12 protein-coding genes are annotated in these 19,457 nt (G+C 33.5%); 9 read left to right on the plus strand and 3 right to left on the minus strand.

The window, feature by feature from the left end:
- Positions 1 to 3 precede the first annotated feature (3 nt).
- Together BTO04_RS06600 and BTO04_RS06605 are read right to left on the minus strand one after the other, a co-directional pair.
- Positions 4 to 1,236 (minus strand): Glu/Leu/Phe/Val dehydrogenase dimerization domain-containing protein, encoded by a 1,233-nt coding sequence (locus BTO04_RS06600; RefSeq protein ID WP_087563750.1) that lies wholly within the window; start codon positions 1,234 to 1,236, stop codon positions 4 to 6.
- Positions 1,237 to 1,410: 174 nt separating this feature from the next.
- Entirely contained in the window at positions 1,411 to 2,481 is a 1,071-nt protein-coding gene (locus BTO04_RS06605) for an anhydro-N-acetylmuramic acid kinase (RefSeq protein ID WP_087563751.1), read from the minus strand.
- Positions 2,482 to 2,571: 90 nt separating this feature from the next.
- Between BTO04_RS06605 and BTO04_RS06610 the strand changes: the two genes are divergently transcribed.
- A complete protein-coding gene (locus BTO04_RS06610; RefSeq protein WP_087563752.1) occupies positions 2,572 to 3,714 on the plus strand; it encodes an acyl-CoA dehydrogenase in 1,143 nt (380 codons plus the stop codon).
- Positions 3,715 to 3,890: 176 nt separating this feature from the next.
- Here the strand turns inward: BTO04_RS06610 and BTO04_RS06615 are convergent, their stop codons facing one another.
- Positions 3,891 to 4,673 (minus strand): tRNA pseudouridine(38-40) synthase TruA, encoded by a 783-nt coding sequence (locus BTO04_RS06615; RefSeq protein WP_087563753.1) that lies wholly within the window; start codon positions 4,671 to 4,673, stop codon positions 3,891 to 3,893.
- Positions 4,674 to 4,950: 277 nt separating this feature from the next.
- Between BTO04_RS06615 and BTO04_RS06620 the strand changes: the two genes are divergently transcribed.
- From BTO04_RS06620 to BTO04_RS06655, 8 genes are all read left to right on the plus strand, one after another.
- The gene (locus BTO04_RS06620; protein WP_087563754.1) at positions 4,951 to 5,940 is read left to right on the plus strand and encodes an outer membrane beta-barrel protein; all 990 of its coding nucleotides are present in this window, start codon (positions 4,951 to 4,953) and stop codon (positions 5,938 to 5,940) included.
- Positions 5,941 to 5,973: 33 nt separating this feature from the next.
- Entirely contained in the window at positions 5,974 to 7,263 is a 1,290-nt protein-coding gene (locus tag BTO04_RS06625; RefSeq protein WP_087563755.1) for an ammonium transporter, read from the plus strand.
- 130 nt (positions 7,264 to 7,393) lie between these two features.
- On the plus strand, positions 7,394 to 7,732 hold the full coding sequence (locus BTO04_RS06630; RefSeq protein WP_087563756.1) for a P-II family nitrogen regulator: 339 nt from the start codon (positions 7,394 to 7,396) through the stop codon (positions 7,730 to 7,732).
- A gap of 19 nt (positions 7,733 to 7,751) precedes the next feature.
- A complete protein-coding gene (locus BTO04_RS06635; RefSeq protein WP_087563757.1) occupies positions 7,752 to 8,993 on the plus strand; it encodes an ammonium transporter in 1,242 nt (413 codons plus the stop codon).
- 216 nt (positions 8,994 to 9,209) lie between these two features.
- A complete protein-coding gene (gene gltB / locus BTO04_RS06640) occupies positions 9,210 to 13,721 on the plus strand; it encodes a glutamate synthase large subunit (protein WP_087563758.1) in 4,512 nt (1,503 codons plus the stop codon).
- A 4-nt stretch (positions 13,722 to 13,725) separates the two neighbouring features.
- Positions 13,726 to 15,189, plus strand: a complete 1,464-nt coding sequence (locus BTO04_RS06645; RefSeq protein ID WP_087563759.1) for a glutamate synthase subunit beta — start codon at positions 13,726 to 13,728, stop codon at positions 15,187 to 15,189.
- A gap of 367 nt (positions 15,190 to 15,556) precedes the next feature.
- Positions 15,557 to 18,400: a T9SS-dependent M36 family metallopeptidase gene (locus tag BTO04_RS06650; protein WP_087563760.1), complete on the plus strand. Its 2,844-nt coding sequence runs from the start codon at positions 15,557 to 15,559 to the stop codon at positions 18,398 to 18,400.
- A gap of 606 nt (positions 18,401 to 19,006) precedes the next feature.
- Positions 19,007 to 19,402, plus strand: coding sequence for a transposase (locus tag BTO04_RS06655; RefSeq protein WP_087563761.1), 396 nt, complete (start codon positions 19,007 to 19,009; stop codon positions 19,400 to 19,402).
- Positions 19,403 to 19,457: the final 55 nt, after the last annotated feature.

The raw sequence follows: 19,457 nt of genomic DNA on the forward strand, positions 1-19,457 counted from the left end.
AGTTTATATCAATTGTTTAAGCGCTATTTCGAACGCAGTTGAACATATTTTTGTTTTTGACGCACTTTTTTTAAACGTTTTTTGCAATGCTTGTTTTATGATATTCGAGGTATCATCAAAGATTGCTTTATCTTGCATTGGTAGCGCAACTCTTGCCTCCATTAAATAGGCAAAAACTCGAGCAATACCACAGTTAGATATAAAATCTGGCAACAAACTTAAATGCGTATCTGTATGTTCCATGATCGGTCCAAAGAAAATTTCTTTGTCGGCAAAAGGAACATTTGCACCCGGCGAGATTACTTCTAGTCCAGAATCAATCATTTGCTGAACTTGATCCTTAGACACCAATCTTGACGCCGCTGCAGGAACAAAAATTTCCGCTGGCAAACTCCATATTTTTTCATTAATATCTTCAAAAGGAATCATGCTTTCAGAAACGAGCTGGTTGCCGTCTTTTGCTAAGAACAAAGCAGTCATTTCTTCCACAGAAAACCCTTCTTCCTTAATTACACCGCCTTCTCTGTCTATAATTCCAACAACTTTAGCACCTAATTGCGTTAAATAATAAGCCGCAGCAGAACCCACATTTCCAAATCCTTGAACAATGGCTCTTTTTCCTTCAATTTTACCTCCGTAAATGTTATAATAATGTCTTACAGCTTCGGCAACACCGTAACCAGTTAACATATCTGCAACCGTATATTTTCTTGATAAATCAGGAGAAAACTGCTTGTCTTCTATTACTTTAATCACACCTAAACGCAATTGCCCAATTCTATTTATTTTATCTGCTTCAGTTGGTTTAAAATGTCCGTTAAAAATACCTTCTTGTGGATGCCAAACACCACAATCTTCTGTAATCGGAATTACATCTTTATCTGCATCTACATTTAAATCTCCACCAGTACCATAATAATGTTTTAAAAGCGGTGTAACTGCTTTGTACCATCGCTCTAAAACCTGTCTTTTTCTTGGATCATTAGGGTCGAAATTAATACCCGATTTAGCACCTCCAATGGCAGGTCCTGAAACCGTAAACTTGACTTCCATTGTTTTTGCCAAAGACAGTACTTCATTCATGTCTAAACCTTTCCTCATTCTTGTTCCTCCACCAGCTGCACCGCCTCTTAATGAGTTTATTACGGTCCAACCCTCTGCTTCAGTTTCTTGATCTTTCCAGTGAAAAACAATCTCAGGTTGCTTATTTTCGTATTTTTTTAATAATTCTTTCATTCTAAAAATTTAAATAAATTAACTTTCTTTTTTTTTACTTTTTTAAACAATTTTAATTTTGAGTTAAAGTCCCCTTCAGGGGAAAAGTTAAAGCTGATTCATTAAAAATAAATTTTAAATATTATTAAGTTGATACCTTACAAACTTACAGTAAAAAAATGGTTGTTCAAATTATTATTGAACCCCACTTGGTAAAAAAACTTCACCAGATGAATGATCCATTTTTGAACCCGTAACAGAACTTAAACAATTTACCTGACTATCAAGCTTTAACAAGCCTAAAAAAGAAAAAACAAGCGCTTCTTTAAAGTTTATAATTTCCGAATTTAATACCTCAATTTTAATATTAGATTTTTCTTCAATACATTTTATTAAAAATTGATTAAAAACACCACCTCCAGTCATTAAAACCGAATTATTATTAGCAATAACTTTACTAACTTGAATTGCAATATGGGCTACAAATGTTCTTAATACTGATGAAACATCCGTTTCCAAAGAATCAATTAAAGGAAATATTTTTTGCTGTACCCATTCCAAACCTAATGATTTTGGAGGTTCTTTATCATAAAAATCTAAGGAATTCAACTTATTTAAAAGCACTGTATTTATTTTTCCTCTAGAAGCAATTTCTCCAGATTCATCATACTCAAAGCCTAATTTCTGCGCATACAAATTCATTACAATATTTACAGGGCAAATATCAAAAGCAATTCTTTTTCCTTCTTTATTAAAAGAAACATTAGAAAACCCTCCCAAATTTACACAAAAATCATAATTACCAAACAACAATTCATCACCAATAGGAACCAAAGGCGCTCCTTGACCTCCCAATTTTACATCTTGAGTTCTAAAATCACAAACAACTTTTTGTTTTGTTTTATCTGCAATTATTTGTCCATTTCCAATTTGTAGCGTAATTCCTTTTTCTGGCTGATGTAAAATTGTATGTCCATGAGAAGCTACAAAATCTATATTTTCAATAGAAAACTTATCAATAAAATCATTAATAACATCCCCCAATAAAACACCATATTCAATATCTAAACGCTGCAAATCATCCGAAGAAAAATGGATTGCATTTTGTAAAGTTTCTTTCCATTTTCTAGAGTATGAAACTGTTTCACTATGTAAAATTTTAAATTTAATGTAGTTGTTTACAGCAAATTCTGCATAAACCAAATCGATTCCATCTAAAGAGGTACCAGACATTAATCCTATAGAAAAAAGGGATGTTTTATTCATATTTGTAAAAATAACAAATGTCTGTTGAAAATTTGTTACGAAATCGATATCTTTGAACACAATTTTTACGAAAATAACAAAAGATATACAATGGATTTTAGCTTAACAGAAGAACACATCATGATACGTGATGCCGCAAGAGATTTTGCGCAAACAGAATTATTACCTGGTGTTATTGAAAGAGATAACAAGCAAGAATTCCCAAATGAGTTAGTAAGAAAAATGGGCGATTTAGGCTTTTTAGGAATTATGGTGGACCCAAAATATGGAGGAAGTGGTATGGATGCTATTTCTTACGTATTAATTATGGAAGAACTTTCTAAGATAGATGCTTCTGCATCCGTAATTGTTTCTGTTAACAACTCTTTAGTTTGTGCTGGTTTAGAAGCATATGCTTCTGAAGACCAAAAACAAAAATATTTAACAAAATTAGCAACAGGAGAATTTGTAGGCGCATTCTGTTTAAGCGAACCAGAGGCGGGTTCAGACGCAACTTCACAAGCAACAACTGCAGAAGACAAAGGAGATCACTATTTAATTAATGGAACAAAAAACTGGATTACAAGTGGTGGACGTGCAGACGTTTATTTAGTAATTGCGCAAACAGATAGAGAAAAAGGACACAGAGGAATTAATGCTTTCATCTTAGAAAAAGGACTGGACGGTTTTCATATTGGACCTAAAGAAGACAAATTAGGAATCAGAGGTTCAGATACACACACTTTGCAGTTTAACGATGTAAAAGTACCAAAAGAAAACAGGATTGGAGAAGATGGTTTTGGATTTAAATTTGCAATGAAAACACTTTCTGGAGGAAGAATTGGTATTGCCGCACAAGCTCTAGGAATTGCTGCAGGAGCTTATGAATTGGCTTTAAAATACTCTAAAGAACGTAAAGCATTTGGAACAGAAATTTGCAATCATCAAGCAATTGCGTTTAAATTAGCAGACATGCACACAGAAATTGAAGCTGCAAGAATGCTAGTTATGAAAGCTGCTTGGGATAAGGATCAGGGCAATAATTACGATATGTCTAGTGCAATGGCAAAACTATACGCGAGTAAAGTTGCTATGGAACACACGGTAGAAGCGGTTCAAATTCATGGTGGAAATGGTTTTGTAAAAGATTATCATGTAGAGCGTTTAATGCGAGATGCAAAAATTACGCAGATTTACGAAGGAACTTCAGAGATTCAGAAAATTGTAATTTCTAGAGGAATTATCAAAGGATAAACTACTCATTATATATAGTACCTAAAAATCCATCTTTTTAAAAGGTGGATTTTTCTTTTGTGCGCAACCTTTCAGGTCAGGATTTCCGCACTCGCTTTTCTCGGCCTGAATAAATTTCAGAGCCTCAAAAGAGCTCAAACAAATGCTTCAATCCTTTGCGCAGGCATTTTAACCAGCTACACTTTAAAATCAATATCATATAATTGCAAACCAGAACCTGGCGCAACATTTCGTAAAAATTTCTGATCGTTATCTTCTTTTAAAGAGTCTTCAATAAACTGTAATGTTATATTTTCTCTACCCAACTCAAATAAAGTAGCCATCATTAAACGTATTTGATAACGCAAAAAACCTCTCCCTCTTACTTTTAACACATAACTTGTTTCAGGAAAAAAATTAGCCGTTAAAACATCATTCTCAATAATTTCACAAGAATCAATCTTTCTATTAAAGATCGTATTTGCAGATGGCTTTGTGCAATATTTATGAAAATAGTGCTCTCCTTCAAATAGTTTCGCACCAGACTTCATCAAATCAATATTTAAATCTTCTTGTAAGCCAGAAATAAAAGGTGCTGCAAATGGATGATTTTTTTGACCAAAAGAAAAATAGTAATGATACTCTTTAATCTTCTCAGAATTAATAAGATTAAAATCGCCTGACAATTCATTAAAAGAAATCGCTTTTAAATCTGCTGGAGCGTTTTTATTAAAATCTTCTAAAAAGGAAGTTTCATCGAACTCAAACCTTGTAAAGAGATTAATATAATAGGTATTTGCAGATACTTTAGCATCTGTTCTACCAACTCCAATCGTTTTATAATTGGTGTTTTCAAAAACAAATGACAACGTTTTATCAACAATATCATGCAATGTCTTTGTGTTTGGCTGTTTTTGCCATCCAGAAAAGCGAAAACCAAGGAACTGGATTTTAATTAAATAAGAAAACGGGTATTTCATAGGCTCAAAAATACAACAAATTGATCTTTTTTTTAAAAAAGTGCATTTTTATGAATATCACAAAATTATAGATATCATTTTTTAATACCTCGTATTTAGATACCCTAAAAAACTATAAAATGAATTAATCTTAATTTTACCCCTATTTTTTTAAGGGTACTGTCATAAAATACATCGTTTTTTAAAAAACACCCCCTTGTTTATATAAATTAAATATATACTTTTGACCCAGTTCAACTAAATAAATAACACAACAAACACTAAAAGAACATTTATTATGAAAAAAATTATTTTTACTTTACTACTAGCAACTAGCTTAGTAGCAACTGGACAAGAAAAAGAAGACAAGGGTACATTTACGCTAAGCGGAACTGTAGACACTTACTACTCTACTAACTTATCAACTTCAGATATTGGTACTACTGGAATTTTATCAGATGTTGCTGCAAATGGTTTTGGTTTAGGAATGGCTAATACTATTTTCTCTTATGAAAAAGGAAAAGCAGGAATTGTTGCAGATTTAACTTATGGACCAAGAGCAAATGCTGCAAATGCATACACAGGAGCAATTAACCAACTATATGCTTACTACAATGCTTCTGAGAAAATAACATTTACTTTAGGACAATTTAATACATTCTACGGGTATGAAGTTATTTCTCCTGCAGGAAACTTTAACTACTCTGTATCTTATTTATTTAATGCAGGACCTTTTTCTCATACAGGTTTAAAAATGGATTATGCTGCCTCAGAAGATCTATCTTTTATGTTTGCAGTAACAAACCCTCATGGAGTTGTAGAGGGCGCAAATAGCACTTCAGACGACTACCAATTAGGTTTTCAAGCAGGATATAAAGGACAGTACTTTAACCTTGCGTATGGTGCAGATGGTTTTGGAGATAAAGATGTTTTATACCTAGATTACACAGGTGGTTTTGACTTATCTGATTCATTTTTCGTAGGAATAAACGCTGCTTATGCAAATTCAGATGACGCTGATGCAGGTTACCAAGGATTCGCTTTATACTTACAGAATGCATTTTCAGACACTTTCTCATTAGGTTTAAGACCAGAGTTTTTTACAGTAACTTCTGGAAGTGATGATACAACTATAACTGCATTTACTTTATCAGGAAACACCTCTTTAACGGATAGTTTAAAATTGATTACAGAAGTAAGATATGATACTTCAGGAGATGACGTAATCTTTGTAGGAGGTAAAGACAATGCATCAGGCTTAACTATTGCTGCAGTTTACTCTTTCTAAAAAATATTTTTACTAACTAAAAATTTATATAACATGAGTTTATTTTTAACATTATTTCAAGAAACTACAGTATCTGAAGCTGCTAAAGTTTTAGAACAAGTAAATGGAGATATGGGAATGCTGTGGATGCTAATTGCTGGTATCTTAGTATTCTTAATGCAAGCAGGATTTACCTTGGTAGAATCTGGTATGACAAGATCTAAAAATGCAGTTAACATTGCAATGAAAAACTTACTAGACATTTGTGTAGGTTCATTAACTTTTTGGCTAGTAGGTTACTCTTTAATGTACGGAGACACCTCTAATGGATGGTTCTTTTGGGGCGGTTTATTTCAAGGTGAAGGCGCAGATTTATTCTTCCAAACAATGTTTGCTGCAACAACTGCAACAATTGTTTCTGGTGCAATAGCAGGTAGAACAAAATATACTACTTATATTATTTTCTCTTTAGTAATGACAGCTGTAATCTATCCTATTTCAGGTGGATGGCAATGGCAAGGTGAAGGCTGGTTAACAAAACTAGGTTTCATTGATTTTGCAGGTTCTTCAATTGTACACTCTGTAGGTGGATGGGCTGCTTTAGTTGCTGCATTTATGGTAGGTCCTAGAATAGGAAAATATGTAAACGGAAAAGTGTTACCTATTCCTGGTCATAATCAAGTATTAGCAACTTTAGGTGTATTTATCCTTTGGTTTGGATGGTTTGGTTTTAACGGTGGATCTCAATTAGCTTGGGGTGGCGCTGATGCAATTGCTGCTTCTAACGTAGTATTAATAACAAATTTATCTGCAGCTGCAGGTGGGTTAGGTGCTTTAATTACAACTTGGATCTGGTATGGTAAACCAAATTTATCACAAACATTAAACGGAGTTTTAGCTGGTTTAGTAAGTATTACTGCTGGTTGTGGAAACATGTCTGCTGGTGGAGCTGTACTTGCTGGTTTAATAGGAGGTGTTATTGTAGTGTTTGCTATTGAATTTATAGAGAAAAAATTAAAAATTGATGACGCTATTGGTGCTGCTTCTGTGCATGGTGTTGCAGGTGCTTGGGGTACTTTAGTTATTGGTCTTTGGGGCGTAGATGGAGATGCTGCTATTGGATTGTTTAATGGTGGTGGCGCTTCTCAATTAGGTGTTCAAGCAATTGGAGTTTTAGCATATGCTGCATGGGCTATTGGTTTATCTTTTATTGTTCTTGGTATCTTAAAAGCTACTATGGGATTACGTGTAACTAAAGAAGTAGAAATCGAAGGATTAGACATTTCTGAACACGGCTCTATCGCTTACCCAGGAAAAAGACAAAGAGATATTGAAGACAAATAATATTTTACATTAGTTCAGGTATTAATATAAAATCACATAACTCAATTGAGTTATGTGATTTTATCTTGAAAAAAAAAATTACTATTTTTAGAGTGTTAATAAATACCATACTAATTAAACAAATTTAAAAATGAAAAAAATAGAAGCAATTATCAGAAAATCTAAATACAGATTAGTTAAGGAAGCGCTACATGAAGTAGGTGTAAATTTTCTCTCTTACTGGGATGTTACAGGAATTGGAAATGAAAAAGAAGGCCATGTTTATAGAGGCGTTAGCTATAGCACTAGTGATATACAAAGAAGACACATCGCTATTGTTGTTAATGATGATTTTGAAGAAATCACTGTTCAAACAATAATTAAAGCCGCTTCAACGGGTGAAGTTGGAGATGGTAAAGTTTTTGTAAGCGATATTAAAGAAGCATACAGAATTAGAACTGGCGAAAAAGGAGGAAAAACTTTAAATTAAAATAGTACAAAATTTTATTATGGAATTATTAACAATAAATAATGTATGGATGATGATCTGTACTGCACTCGTTTTCTTTATGCACTTAGGTTTTGCCTTTTTAGAAATTGGTTTAACGAGACAGAAAAACACAATTAACATCTTATTTAAAAATATTTTTATTATTACCGTTGGCTTATTACTATATGCTTTGGTTGGTTTTAATTTAATGTACCCAACTTGGGGTGCAAATGCTTCAGGCTATTTAGGCGACTTTATATTTGGTCTTTCTTCTCCTTTAACAAAAGAAGGAACTTTAGACTTAGCTTATAATGAAGGATATACGTATTGGACCGACTTTTTATTCCAAGGAATGTTTGCTGCAACTGCTGCAACTATCGTTTCTGGTGCAGTAGCAGAAAGAATGAAAATTTTACCTTTTATGATTTTTACAGTAATTTATGTTGGTTTTGTTTACCCAATTGCTGGTTCTTGGAAATGGGGTGGTGGATTTTTAGATCAACTATCAACTCCTTTTTATGACTTTGCAGGTTCTACGCTAGTACATTCTGTTGGTGGATGGGCTGCTTTAGTTGCTGTTTGTCTTTTAGGAGCAAGAATAGGAAAATTCAAAAACGGAAAACCACAAGCTATTCCTGGTCATAACATACCATTAGCAACTGCAGGTGTATTAATCCTTTGGTTAGGTTGGTTTGGTTTTAACGGAGGATCTGTTTTATCTGCAGACCCAACATTAACTTCTTTAACTTTAGTGACAACTTGTTTAGCCGCAGCTTCAGGAGGAGTTCTTGCTGCTTTGGTTTCTACAATCATGTATAAGAATTTAGACTTAACCATGTTTTTAAATGGTATTCTTGGTGGTTTAGTTGGTATTACAGCTGGTGCAGATCAAATGTCTCCAACAGATGCTATTTTAATTGGTGCTATTGCAGGAACTTTAATTGTTTTTGCTGTAAGTTTCGTTGATAAATTAAAACTAGATGACCCTGTAGGTGCAATTGCTGTTCACCTTATTTGTGGTATTTGGGGAACTTTGGCTGTGGGTCTTTTTGGTAACCTTGCAGGACTAGACCAGTTTCTTAGCCAATTAATTGGCGTTGCTTCTTATGCCCTTTTTTGTATAGTAACTTCATTTATCGTCATATTCACATTAAAGAAAACAATGGGAATTAGAGTTAGCGAAAGAGAAGAATTAGAAGGGTTAGATGCACATGAACACGGTATGGATGCATATCCAGATTTTAGACTAAACGAGCATTAATATCTCTTAAATAAATTTCAAAAGAAGCTTGTAAAATTTAATTTTACAGGCTTTTTCCTGTTTTTATGAATTTGACAATATAAAAGACTTTAATTATCATTAATAAATTTTTGATAGCCATTTTTTACTTTCATCATAAAAATCATACCAAATCCCTAAAAACACTGAGTTATTCTTAATAAAAATTTTAAATTAGCCAATATAATTCAATAAAAAATGGAGAAACAAGGCTTATATTTACCAGAATTTGAACACGAAAATTGCGGTGCTGGTTTTATCTGTAATTTGAATGGAGAAAAGACGAATCAAATTATACATGACGCACTAGAAATCCTAGTAAAACTAGAACATAGAGGTGGTGTTAGTGCAGATGGAAAAACGGGTGATGGTGCTGGTTTATTAATAGATATTCCTCATCTTTATTTCAAACGCGTGTGTGATTTTCCTATTCCAGATCAAAGAGAATATGCTGTTGGAATGGTTTTTCTTCCAAAAGTAACCAATCAATATGATTTTTGTAAAAGTACATTCGAAAACGAAATAAAAGAACAAGGACTTGCTATTTTAGGGTGGAGAGAAGTTCCTGTAGATTCTTTTCAATTAGGAGAAATCGCTTTAGCATCAGAACCAAACATAGAACAATTGTTTGTTGGTAAAACAGCTGATATTGACGAAGCTACTTTTAAAGCTAAATTATATGCTGCGCGTAAAATAGCAGAACATACAATAAGAAATTCTAAAATTTCTGAAAGTAACTATTTTTACATTCCAAGTTTATCAATAACTACTATTATCTATAAAGGTATTATTATGCCTGAAGATATTGGTCCTTATTATAAAGATTTACAAGAAATAGATTTAGTAACACGTTTGGCATTAGTGCACCAGCGTTTTTCTACCAATACAATGCCAACTTGGGAATTAGCACAACCGTTTAGACACATGTGTCAAAATGGAGAGATTAATACGTTACGTGGTAATGTGAGTAGAATGCGTGTTCGTGAAGAAATCATGAAAAGTGATGTTTTTGGTCCACAAATAGACAAATTATTTCCAATTATTTTACCAGGAAAGTCAGATTCTGCTTCTATGGACATGGTTGTTGAGTTATTAACGCATACAGGTCGTTCATTACCAGAAATTATGATGATGATGATTCCTGAAGCTTGGGAAAAACATGCTACAATGTCTAAAGAGCGTAAAGCTTTTTATGAATACAATGCGTGCATTATGGAACCTTGGGACGGACCTGCTTCTGTACCTTTTACAGATGGAGATTATATTGGCGCCTTATTAGATAGAAATGGTTTAAGACCCTCTAGATATACCGTTACAAAAAGTGGAAGTTTAATTATGTCATCAGAGATTGGTGTTGTAGATGTTGCTCCAGAAGATGTAAAAGAACACGGAAGATTAGAACCCGGAAAAATGTTCTTGGTAGATATGAATGAAGGAAGAATCATTCAAGATCAAGAGATAAAAAGTAAAATTGTTTCAGAAAGACCTTATCAAGAATGGTTAGATAATACTCGTTTAGACTTAAAAGAGGTTCCTTATACAAGTGAAACCTGTCCTATAGAATCTATTGATGTTAAAACGCGTCTAAGTTTATTTAATTACACTTTTGAAGATATTCAGGAAGTAATTACACCAATGGCAATCGTTGGTAAAGAAGCTTTAGGCTCTATGGGAATTGATACTCCTTTAGCTGTTTTATCAGACAGACCTCAATTAATTTCTAACTACTTTAAACAGTTATTTGCTCAAGTTACAAACCCACCTTTAGATGGTATTCGTGAAGAAATTGTAACTGACATCAGTTTAAATTTAGGAAAAGATAGAAATATTTTTAGCATTACTGATAGACAGTGTAGAAAATTAAGAATTCAAAACCCTGTAATTTCTAATGCCGATTTAGAAAAAATTAGAAACATAAATATTGAAAGTTTCAAAGCAGAAACAATTCAAATTTTATATCCAAAAGCGAAAGGTTTAAACGGTCTTGAAGATGCTTTAGATGCTATTGTTATTCAAATAGAAAAAGCGTTAGAAAGAAAAACAAATATTATTATTCTTTCTGATAGAGGTGTAAATAAAGAGCTTGCTCCTATACCTGCTTTATTAGCTTGTTCTTTTGTAAACCATCAATTAAACCGTTTACGTAAGCGTTCTTATTTCGATATTATTATTGAATCTGCAGAACCACGTGAGCCACATCATTTTGCAACATTATTTGGTTATGGCGCAAGTGCTGTAAATCCATATATGGTAAATGAAATTATCAGAATGCAAGTTAAAGAAGGCTTCATTACTGGTATGGATGAGCAAGGTGCAGTTGATAATTTCAACAAAGCAATTGGAAAAGGTATTTTAAAAGTAATGAACAAAATAGGAATCTCTACATTACATTCTTATAGAGGTTCTCAAATTTTCGAAATTGTAGGTTTCAACTCTCAATTTGTAGAAAAATATTTCCCTTATACGGCTTCAAGAATAGAAGGTATTGGTTTGTATGAAGTTGAAAAAGAAATTGATCAGCGTTATAAACAAGCATATCCAGAAAATCAAATTGATAAAAACTTAGCTTTAAATGTTGGTGGAGATTATAGATGGAGAAGAAATGGTGAACGCCACTTATTCAACCCAACTACAGTTTCAAAATTACAGCAAGCAGTAAGATTAAGTGATCAAGGAAGTTATGATGTGTATGCAAAAGCAATCAACGAACAGTCAGAAAGTTTAATGACAATTCGTGGTTTGTTTCAGTTTGATAACCTGGATCCAATTCCATTAGAAGAAGTAGAACCTTGGACAGATATTGTAAAGCGTTTTAAAACGGGCGCAATGTCTTATGGATCTATTTCACGCGAAGCACATGAAAATTTAGCGATTGCAATGAATAGAATTGGAGGAAAATCTAATTCTGGTGAAGGTGGTGAAGACAGAAGACGTTTCCAAAAAGATATAAATGGAGATAGCAGAAACTCTGCAATAAAACAAGTAGCATCTGGTAGGTTTGGGGTGACTTCTCATTATTTAACAAATGCGAAAGAGATTCAAATAAAAATGGCACAGGGTGCAAAACCTGGTGAAGGTGGTCAATTACCTGGAGAAAAAGTGTATCCTTGGATTGCCGCTGTTCGTAATTCTACACCTTTTGTAGGGTTGATCTCTCCTCCTCCACATCACGATATTTATTCTATTGAAGATTTAGCACAATTAATTTTCGATTTAAAAAATGCAAATCGTGAAGCTAGAATTAATGTAAAGTTAGTTTCTGAAGTTGGTGTAGGTACAATTGCTGCAGGGGTTGCAAAAGCAAAAGCAGATGTTGTTTTAATATCTGGTTATGATGGTGGTACAGGAGCTTCTCCTTTAACTTCATTAAAACATGCAGGTTTACCTTGGGAACTTGGTTTGGCAGAAGCGCAACAAACTTTAGTTATGAATGACTTAAGAAGTAGAATTGTTGTAGAGTGTGATGGTCAATTAAAAACGGGTAGAGATGTAGCTATTGCTGCTTTATTGGGTGCTGAAGAATTTGGTTTTGCAACGGCTCCTTTAGTTGCTTCTGGCTGTATTATGATGCGTAAGTGTCACTTAAATACATGTCCTGTTGGTATTGCAACGCAAGATAAAGAGTTACGTAAAAACTTTAAAGGAACACCAGAACATGTAATTAACTTCTTCTTTTACATTGCAGAAGAATTAAGAGCAATTATGGCACAACTTGGTTTTAGAACATTAGATGAAATGGTTGGTCAAACTCATAAAATTAACGCAAATAAAGCAATTAAGCATTATAAAGCGAAAGGGTTAGATTTATCAAGTATTTTACACAGACCAACTGGTTATAGAAGCATGACAGTTAAAAATACGGAAAGTCAAGATCATAATCTAGAAGGTGTTTTAGACTTTACGATATTAAAAGATTCTCATAGAGCTTTGTATAGAAAAGAAAAAATGATTTTAGCATATCCAATAAAAAACACGAATCGTGCTGTTGGAGCAATTGTTAGTAATGAAATTTCAAAAATTTATGGTCATTTAGGTTTACCTGAAGACACTTTAAATATCAACTTTACAGGTTCTGCTGGACAAAGTTTTGGCGCTTTTGGCGCACATGGATTAACATTTATTTTAGATGGTAATACAAATGATTATTTAGGTAAAGGGTTATCCGGAGCAAAATTAATTATAAAGAAACCCGCAAAAGCAGACTTTTTAGCAGAAAACAATATCATTGTTGGTAATGTTTGCATGTTCGGTGCAGTAGCTGGTGAAGCCTATATTAATGGAATTGCAGGAGAACGTTTTGCGGTTCGTAATTCTGGTGCAACTGCGGTTGTAGAAGGTGTAGGAGATCACTGTTGTGAATATATGACGGGTGGAAAAGTAGTTGTATTAGGAAATACCGGAAGAAATTTTGCTGCAGGTATGAGTGGTGGTATTGCCTATGTTTATGATCCAGAAAATAAATTTGTAAACGGTCTTTGTAATACTGAAACGATTGAATTCGAAGAAATTTCTGAAGAGGTTGCTGCTGAATTAAAAGCAACTATAGAAAAACACGTTTTATATACGGATAGTAAAAGAGGTGCTGAATTGTTAGCAGATTGGGATACAAGTCTAAACAACTTTGTAAAAGTGATGCCAACTGAATACAAAAAAGCGTTGATACGTTTAGAAACAGAAGAACCAATGTTTGAAGAATTAACAAAAGCATAATGTCATGGGAAAAGTAACAGGATTTAAAGAATTTGAAAGACAGGATGAAAAATATACTTCTGTAAAAGATCGTGTAAAAGATTATAAAGAATTTACAGTTCCTCTTTCTGAAAAGGAAATAAAAAAACAAGGTTCACGTTGTATGGATTGTGGTATTCCTTTTTGTCACAGTAGTTGTCCATTAGGAAATCTAATTCCAGATTTCAATCATATGGTACATCAAGGTGAATGGCAAAAAGCTTCATGGATATTACATTCTACAAATAATTTCCCGGAATTTACAGGTCGTTTATGCCCTGCTCCATGTGAACAATCATGTGTATTAGGTATTATTGAAGATCCCGTTGCTATTGAAAATATTGAAAAAAATATTGTAGAGCGTGCATTTAAAGAAGGATGGATAAAACCACAACCTCCAAAGAATAGAACAGATAAAACAATTGCGGTTATTGGTTCTGGACCAGCAGGTTTAGCAACAGCACAACAATTAAATAGAGCGGGTCATACAGTTACTGTTTTTGAAAGAGATGATGCAATTGGTGGCTTACTACGTTATGGAATTCCTAATTTCAAAATGGAAAAAGGAATTATCGATAGAAGAGTTGCTATTCTAGAAGCAGAAGGTATTATCTTCAAAACGAACGTTAATGTTGGTGTTAATTATGATGTAAAAGAGTTAAAAGCTTTTGACAGTATTGTTTTATGTGGTGGATCTACAGAAAGACGTAGCTTACCAACTCCTGGTATTGATGCAGATGGTGTTGTACAAGCAATGGATTTCTTAACGCAACAAACAAAAGTAGTATTTGGTAAAAAAGTAAAAGACCAAATAGTAGCTGCAGATAAAGATGTTATTGTTATTGGTGGTGGAGATACAGGTTCAGATTGTATTGGTACTTCAAATAGACACGGAGCAAAATCGGTTGTTAACTTCGAAATCATGCCAAAACCTCCAGGACATCGTTCACCAACTACTCCTTGGCCTTTTTGGCCACTACAATTAAAAACTTCATCTTCTCATAAGGAAGGTGTAGAACGTAATTGGTTAATCAACACTAAGGAATTTGTTAAAGATGAAAACGGAAAATTAACGGCTTTAAAAACGGTTAATGTAGAATGGAAAATGGTTCCAGGTCAAAGACCTCAATTAATTGAAATAGCAGGTACAGAAAAAACATGGCCTTGCGATTTAGCTTTATTGGCACTTGGTTTTACAGGTCCAGAAAGTACCTTAGCAGATAAATTAGGTTTAGAAAGAGATATGCGTTCTAATTACAAAGCAGCATATGGAAAATACCAAACTAACGTTCCAAATATATTTACTGCTGGAGATATGCGTAGAGGACAATCTTTAATTGTTTGGGCAATATCAGAAGGTAGAGAAGCTGCAAGACAAGTAGACATCTATTTAATGGGGAAATCAGAATTACCTTCTAAAGATGCTTCTGGAGATTTAGTAGCGATGTAAACTAAAACAATTATTTCAATACAAAAACTCATTAATTATTATTAATGGGTTTTTTTGTATCATTATTCCAAACCATTAAAAATTACGTTCAATAAATTCCTAAATATTGACAAAGTATTAATTTCAAATAATCTCCTAAACCTTTCTATATCTAAATTTTTTTATAGAAACACGTATAACATCTGCACAAATTTAAAGTTAAATAATAGTAAATAAAAAAATATAATCAGAGAAAAAACTATAGTAAATATCTGTATTTTAATTATTTAATTTAAAAAAAACGTAGTTGTAAATTTAATAATGGTTAATTTGGCCTGAAATTCAGAAAATAAATACTGTTTTCACTTAACGTTAACCCCCCATAATGATGAAAAAAAATTACTTTTTAGCAATTTTACTATTTTGCTGTACCCTCTTGTCATCCGCACAAGACAACAAAACAATTATTTCCAACTACATCAGTACAAATTTATCTGATTTACAATTATCATCTACAGACCTCACGGATTTTAAAATTCTTAGCGTAGGTACATTATCTAATAAAGAATACAAAGTTGCGTACTTGCAACAAGAGGTATATGGCATACCTGTTGCAAAGACTCATGCCACTGTATTACTTAAGGATGACCAAATAATTAAATTTAACCATGTTTTTGTTTCCGATATTCGTGCTAAAATCACCCAACAAAGTGCCTCTTTGAGCGCTAAACAAGCAGCTAATCAAGCTATTTCGCTTCTAGGTTTATCTGACTCAAAAAAGATTAACGTTGTTGATTATAAGTCTAAGACAGACATTAAAAAATCAGAGCTCGCTAATACTGCTATTGAAGCACCTTTATATTACCTCAAAGATGACAATGGTACATATATAATGGTTTACGAAATTGTTATTAAAGAGTCTAATTCACATTGGTGGGTGACAAAAATTAACGCCAACACTGGGAATATCGAAGACAAAGCAGATGCAATGATATCTTGTAATTTCGAGGATAAAAAAGTGACAGACGCTACACCTATAAACCACGGAACGCACAGTCATAAATACAAAACGCCAACTAAAATTAATGCAAAAGCAACTAAAGACAATTTTCAGTTCATCAAGAAGGTTTCAACATCAAATATGATGGTAACGCCTATTGATGGTTCTTCTTACAATGCGTATCCATTAGGAGTTGAAAGCCCTTTTCATGGAGAAAGAGCAATAATTACAGATCCTGCAGCAATTGCTTCACTTCCAGAAGATACTCCACTTCCTTCACCTTTTGGATGGCATGATTTTGAGGGTGCTCGTACAACAAAGACACTTGGAAACAATGTTTCTGCGTATGAAGATACAGGTCTTAGAAATGGACCTATAGGTGATGGCACTTCTTTTGCAACAGAACTAACACCTGGTAGTTTAAATTTCGATTATCCTTTAGACTTAGGTCAACACCCGCATACGTATCAAAAAGCAGCCATTGTAAATCTTTTTGTATGGAACAATTACATGCACGATATTTCTTATGCCTATGGTTTTGATGAAACTAATGGTAATTTTCAAGATAACGCTTATGGTAGATTTGATAACATTGAAGGCGGTGGCGCTATTTATAATGATTGGGATAGAGATGAAGTAAGAGCTGAAGCTCAAGATGGTGATGGTATTAACAATGCAAATTTTGGGGCACTCGGTGATAGTTTTGTACCAAGAATGCAGATGTTTTTATGGGGAGCAAGCCCTTTTGGAGATTTTTTCCATGTAACAGCACAATCTAGTGGAGATACAGACTTAGTCGGTTCTTACTATGCATCGCGCTTTCCTTTTTATGCGATACCTAGAACAGACACACCAGATAACTTACCTTTTGAAGTGGCCTTAGTATTGGTACAAGATGATATGACTCCATATACAGGTCTTAATGACGGTGGTACTGCAGGAGAAAGTCTTGATCCTAGTGACGGGTGTACAGCGTACACAGCCGCTAGTGCAGCAGCAGTAGCTGGTAATATTGCAGTGATACGCAGAGGTGCTTGTACCTTTGTTGAAAAAATAACACTTGCTCAAGAGAATGGTGCTCTCGGTGTTGTTCTTGTTAATAACTCTCCAGAAGACGGACCCGTTAATGGTGGTGGAGAACCGTATATTGAAATTACGATTCCTGCCGTTTCTGTTTCTTTTGAAGTAGGAGAAGCTTTGATAGAGCGTATGGAAACAGAAACGATAACAGCCTCTTTAAGAGATGATGGACCTCCTAGTGATTTAATAAAAAAAGATGGTGATTTAGACCAAGGGATTATAGCACATGAATATGGTCATGGTATCTCAACACGTCTTGTTGGTGGAAGAAAAAATTCTACATGTCTTTTAAGTATTACTTTTGAAGAAGAAATGGGTGAAGGATGGTCTGATTTTTTCGGATTATTTACAACGGCAAGATCAACGGATGTTGAAGCAGATTATAGAGGTATAGGTACTTATGTACAATTTCAAGGTACAGATGGCCTAGGTATTAGACCCGCAAGATATTCTACAGACTTTGCAATCAATGATTATACATACGAACATTTACCTGAAGCAGAAAGAGGACTAACCGTACCACATGGTATCGGTTTTGTATGGGCAACTATTTTATGGGATATGTATTGGGAAATGGTGGACAAGTATGGATTTGATCAAGATTTATATTATGGAACTGGTGGTAATAATATGACGATGCAATTAGTAATGGATGGCTTAAAACTAAGCACCTGTGGTAATGTTGGATTTGTAGATGGTAGAGATGCTATACTTGCCGCTGATGCTGCTATTTATGGTGGTGCCAACGAATGTCTTATTCGTACCGTTTTTGCTAGACGAGGAGTTGGCTACCTTGCCCAACAAGGGTCATCAGAAAGTAGAGAAGATCAGGTTCCAGATTTTTTCGTAGGTGACGTCGGAGTTGTGGTTGATTGTGAAGAGTCACAATTATCTATTGATGATAAAAATAGAACTATTTTTATCATGTATCCTAATCCAGCCGATACTGAAGTTTATATTCGTAACAGTAGAAATATTGGTTCCGCAGTTTATAAAATTATAGATATTAATGGTCGTGTTTTAGAAACGAACCAATTAAGTCTTGTTAATCTTTCGAAGATTGAAATAGGACATTTAAGTGCAGGAATGTATGTGATTTCTTTAAAAACTGAATCTGGTCAGGTTTACACACAAAAAATTATAAAGAATTAATTATTAGTTTTTTATCATAATTATTATAAAGCCATCATAATCGTGATGGCTTTTTTTGTTTATATAATAACTGTTATCTACAACATGTAATATTTAAAAACAACCTAAACTGTATGAAAATAACATTGTTTAGTACGTGTATAAGTGTGTCTTCTACCCACTGAATAAGGAAATATTACACTCCTTAGCTGGTAACAAGTATCCTCAAAAGAACAAATTTGTGTACATAATTAGAAAACTTAAACCACACAGAACTATACATAGCTTAGATATACTATAAAAGAGAGGATAATAAAACACTACTACCCTCAACAAACTTCTAAAGCTTATAATACATGTGTATTAAAATACATGAAAACGACATTGTATAATACGTATATGAGTAAGTCTTATAAAGACTGCATAAGAAAATTTTACAATTCCATAATTGATAACAAGAAATATCAAAAAAACCAATCGGTATCCCTATAGAAAACTCACAACTAAACAGAATACAAATAGCTTAGAGTACATTTTTAAAAAAAAATATTAGTAACTCCAACAACATGTTATCTATTATAATACTGTCTCGTCCTAATATAGTGTTACACTTAACATTATTTAATTATGGAAACACAAGATTCAAATTACAAAAAACGCACACAAAAGGATTATAGTTTAAGTTTAAAACTCCAGATTGTTCAAGAAATAGAACAAGGATTATTAACCACAACAGGTGCTTTAGACAAACATGGAGTTCAATCAGCATCTACAGTTCGAGTTTGGTTAAAAAAACAGGGTAACTTTGATTACCAATATACAATCCAACAAGTTATGTCTAAAACACCCGAACAACGTATTTTAGAATTAGAGCATCAAGTTAAATTACTTGAAAAGCAGAAAAATAGAGCAGAATATTTAGCAGACAGAGCAGATAAAAAAGTGATTTTGTTTGATATGATGATTGATATTGCAGAAAAAGAGTTTAATATTCCTATCAGAAAAAAGCAAGAACCCAAGTAATACACGACTTCTCAAAAGAGCACAAACAAAGCATAAAGGCTACCTGTGGTTTACT

The sequence above is a fragment of the Polaribacter sp. SA4-10 genome (assembly GCF_002163835.1).
In the GTDB taxonomy this organism is placed as follows: domain Bacteria; phylum Bacteroidota; class Bacteroidia; order Flavobacteriales; family Flavobacteriaceae; genus Polaribacter.

Coding starts and splice junctions, on each gene's coding strand:
- BTO04_RS06615 (WP_087563753.1), bottom strand. CDS start 4,673: ATGAAATACCCGTTTTCTTATTTAATTAAAATCCAGTTCCTTGGTTTT.
- BTO04_RS06605 (WP_087563751.1), bottom strand. CDS start 2,481: ATGAATAAAACATCCCTTTTTTCTATAGGATTAATGTCTGGTACCTCT.
- BTO04_RS06645 (WP_087563759.1), top strand. CDS start 13,726: ATGGGAAAAGTAACAGGATTTAAAGAATTTGAAAGACAGGATGAAAAA.
- BTO04_RS06650 (WP_087563760.1), top strand. CDS start 15,557: ATGAAAAAAAATTACTTTTTAGCAATTTTACTATTTTGCTGTACCCTC.
- BTO04_RS06655 (WP_087563761.1), top strand. CDS start 19,007: ATGGAAACACAAGATTCAAATTACAAAAAACGCACACAAAAGGATTAT.
- BTO04_RS06635 (WP_087563757.1), top strand. CDS start 7,752: ATGGAATTATTAACAATAAATAATGTATGGATGATGATCTGTACTGCA.
- gltB (WP_087563758.1), top strand. CDS start 9,210: ATGGAGAAACAAGGCTTATATTTACCAGAATTTGAACACGAAAATTGC.
- BTO04_RS06620 (WP_087563754.1), top strand. CDS start 4,951: ATGAAAAAAATTATTTTTACTTTACTACTAGCAACTAGCTTAGTAGCA.
- BTO04_RS06625 (WP_087563755.1), top strand. CDS start 5,974: ATGAGTTTATTTTTAACATTATTTCAAGAAACTACAGTATCTGAAGCT.
- BTO04_RS06600 (WP_087563750.1), bottom strand. CDS start 1,236: ATGAAAGAATTATTAAAAAAATACGAAAATAAGCAACCTGAGATTGTT.
- BTO04_RS06630 (WP_087563756.1), top strand. CDS start 7,394: ATGAAAAAAATAGAAGCAATTATCAGAAAATCTAAATACAGATTAGTT.
- BTO04_RS06610 (WP_087563752.1), top strand. CDS start 2,572: ATGGATTTTAGCTTAACAGAAGAACACATCATGATACGTGATGCCGCA.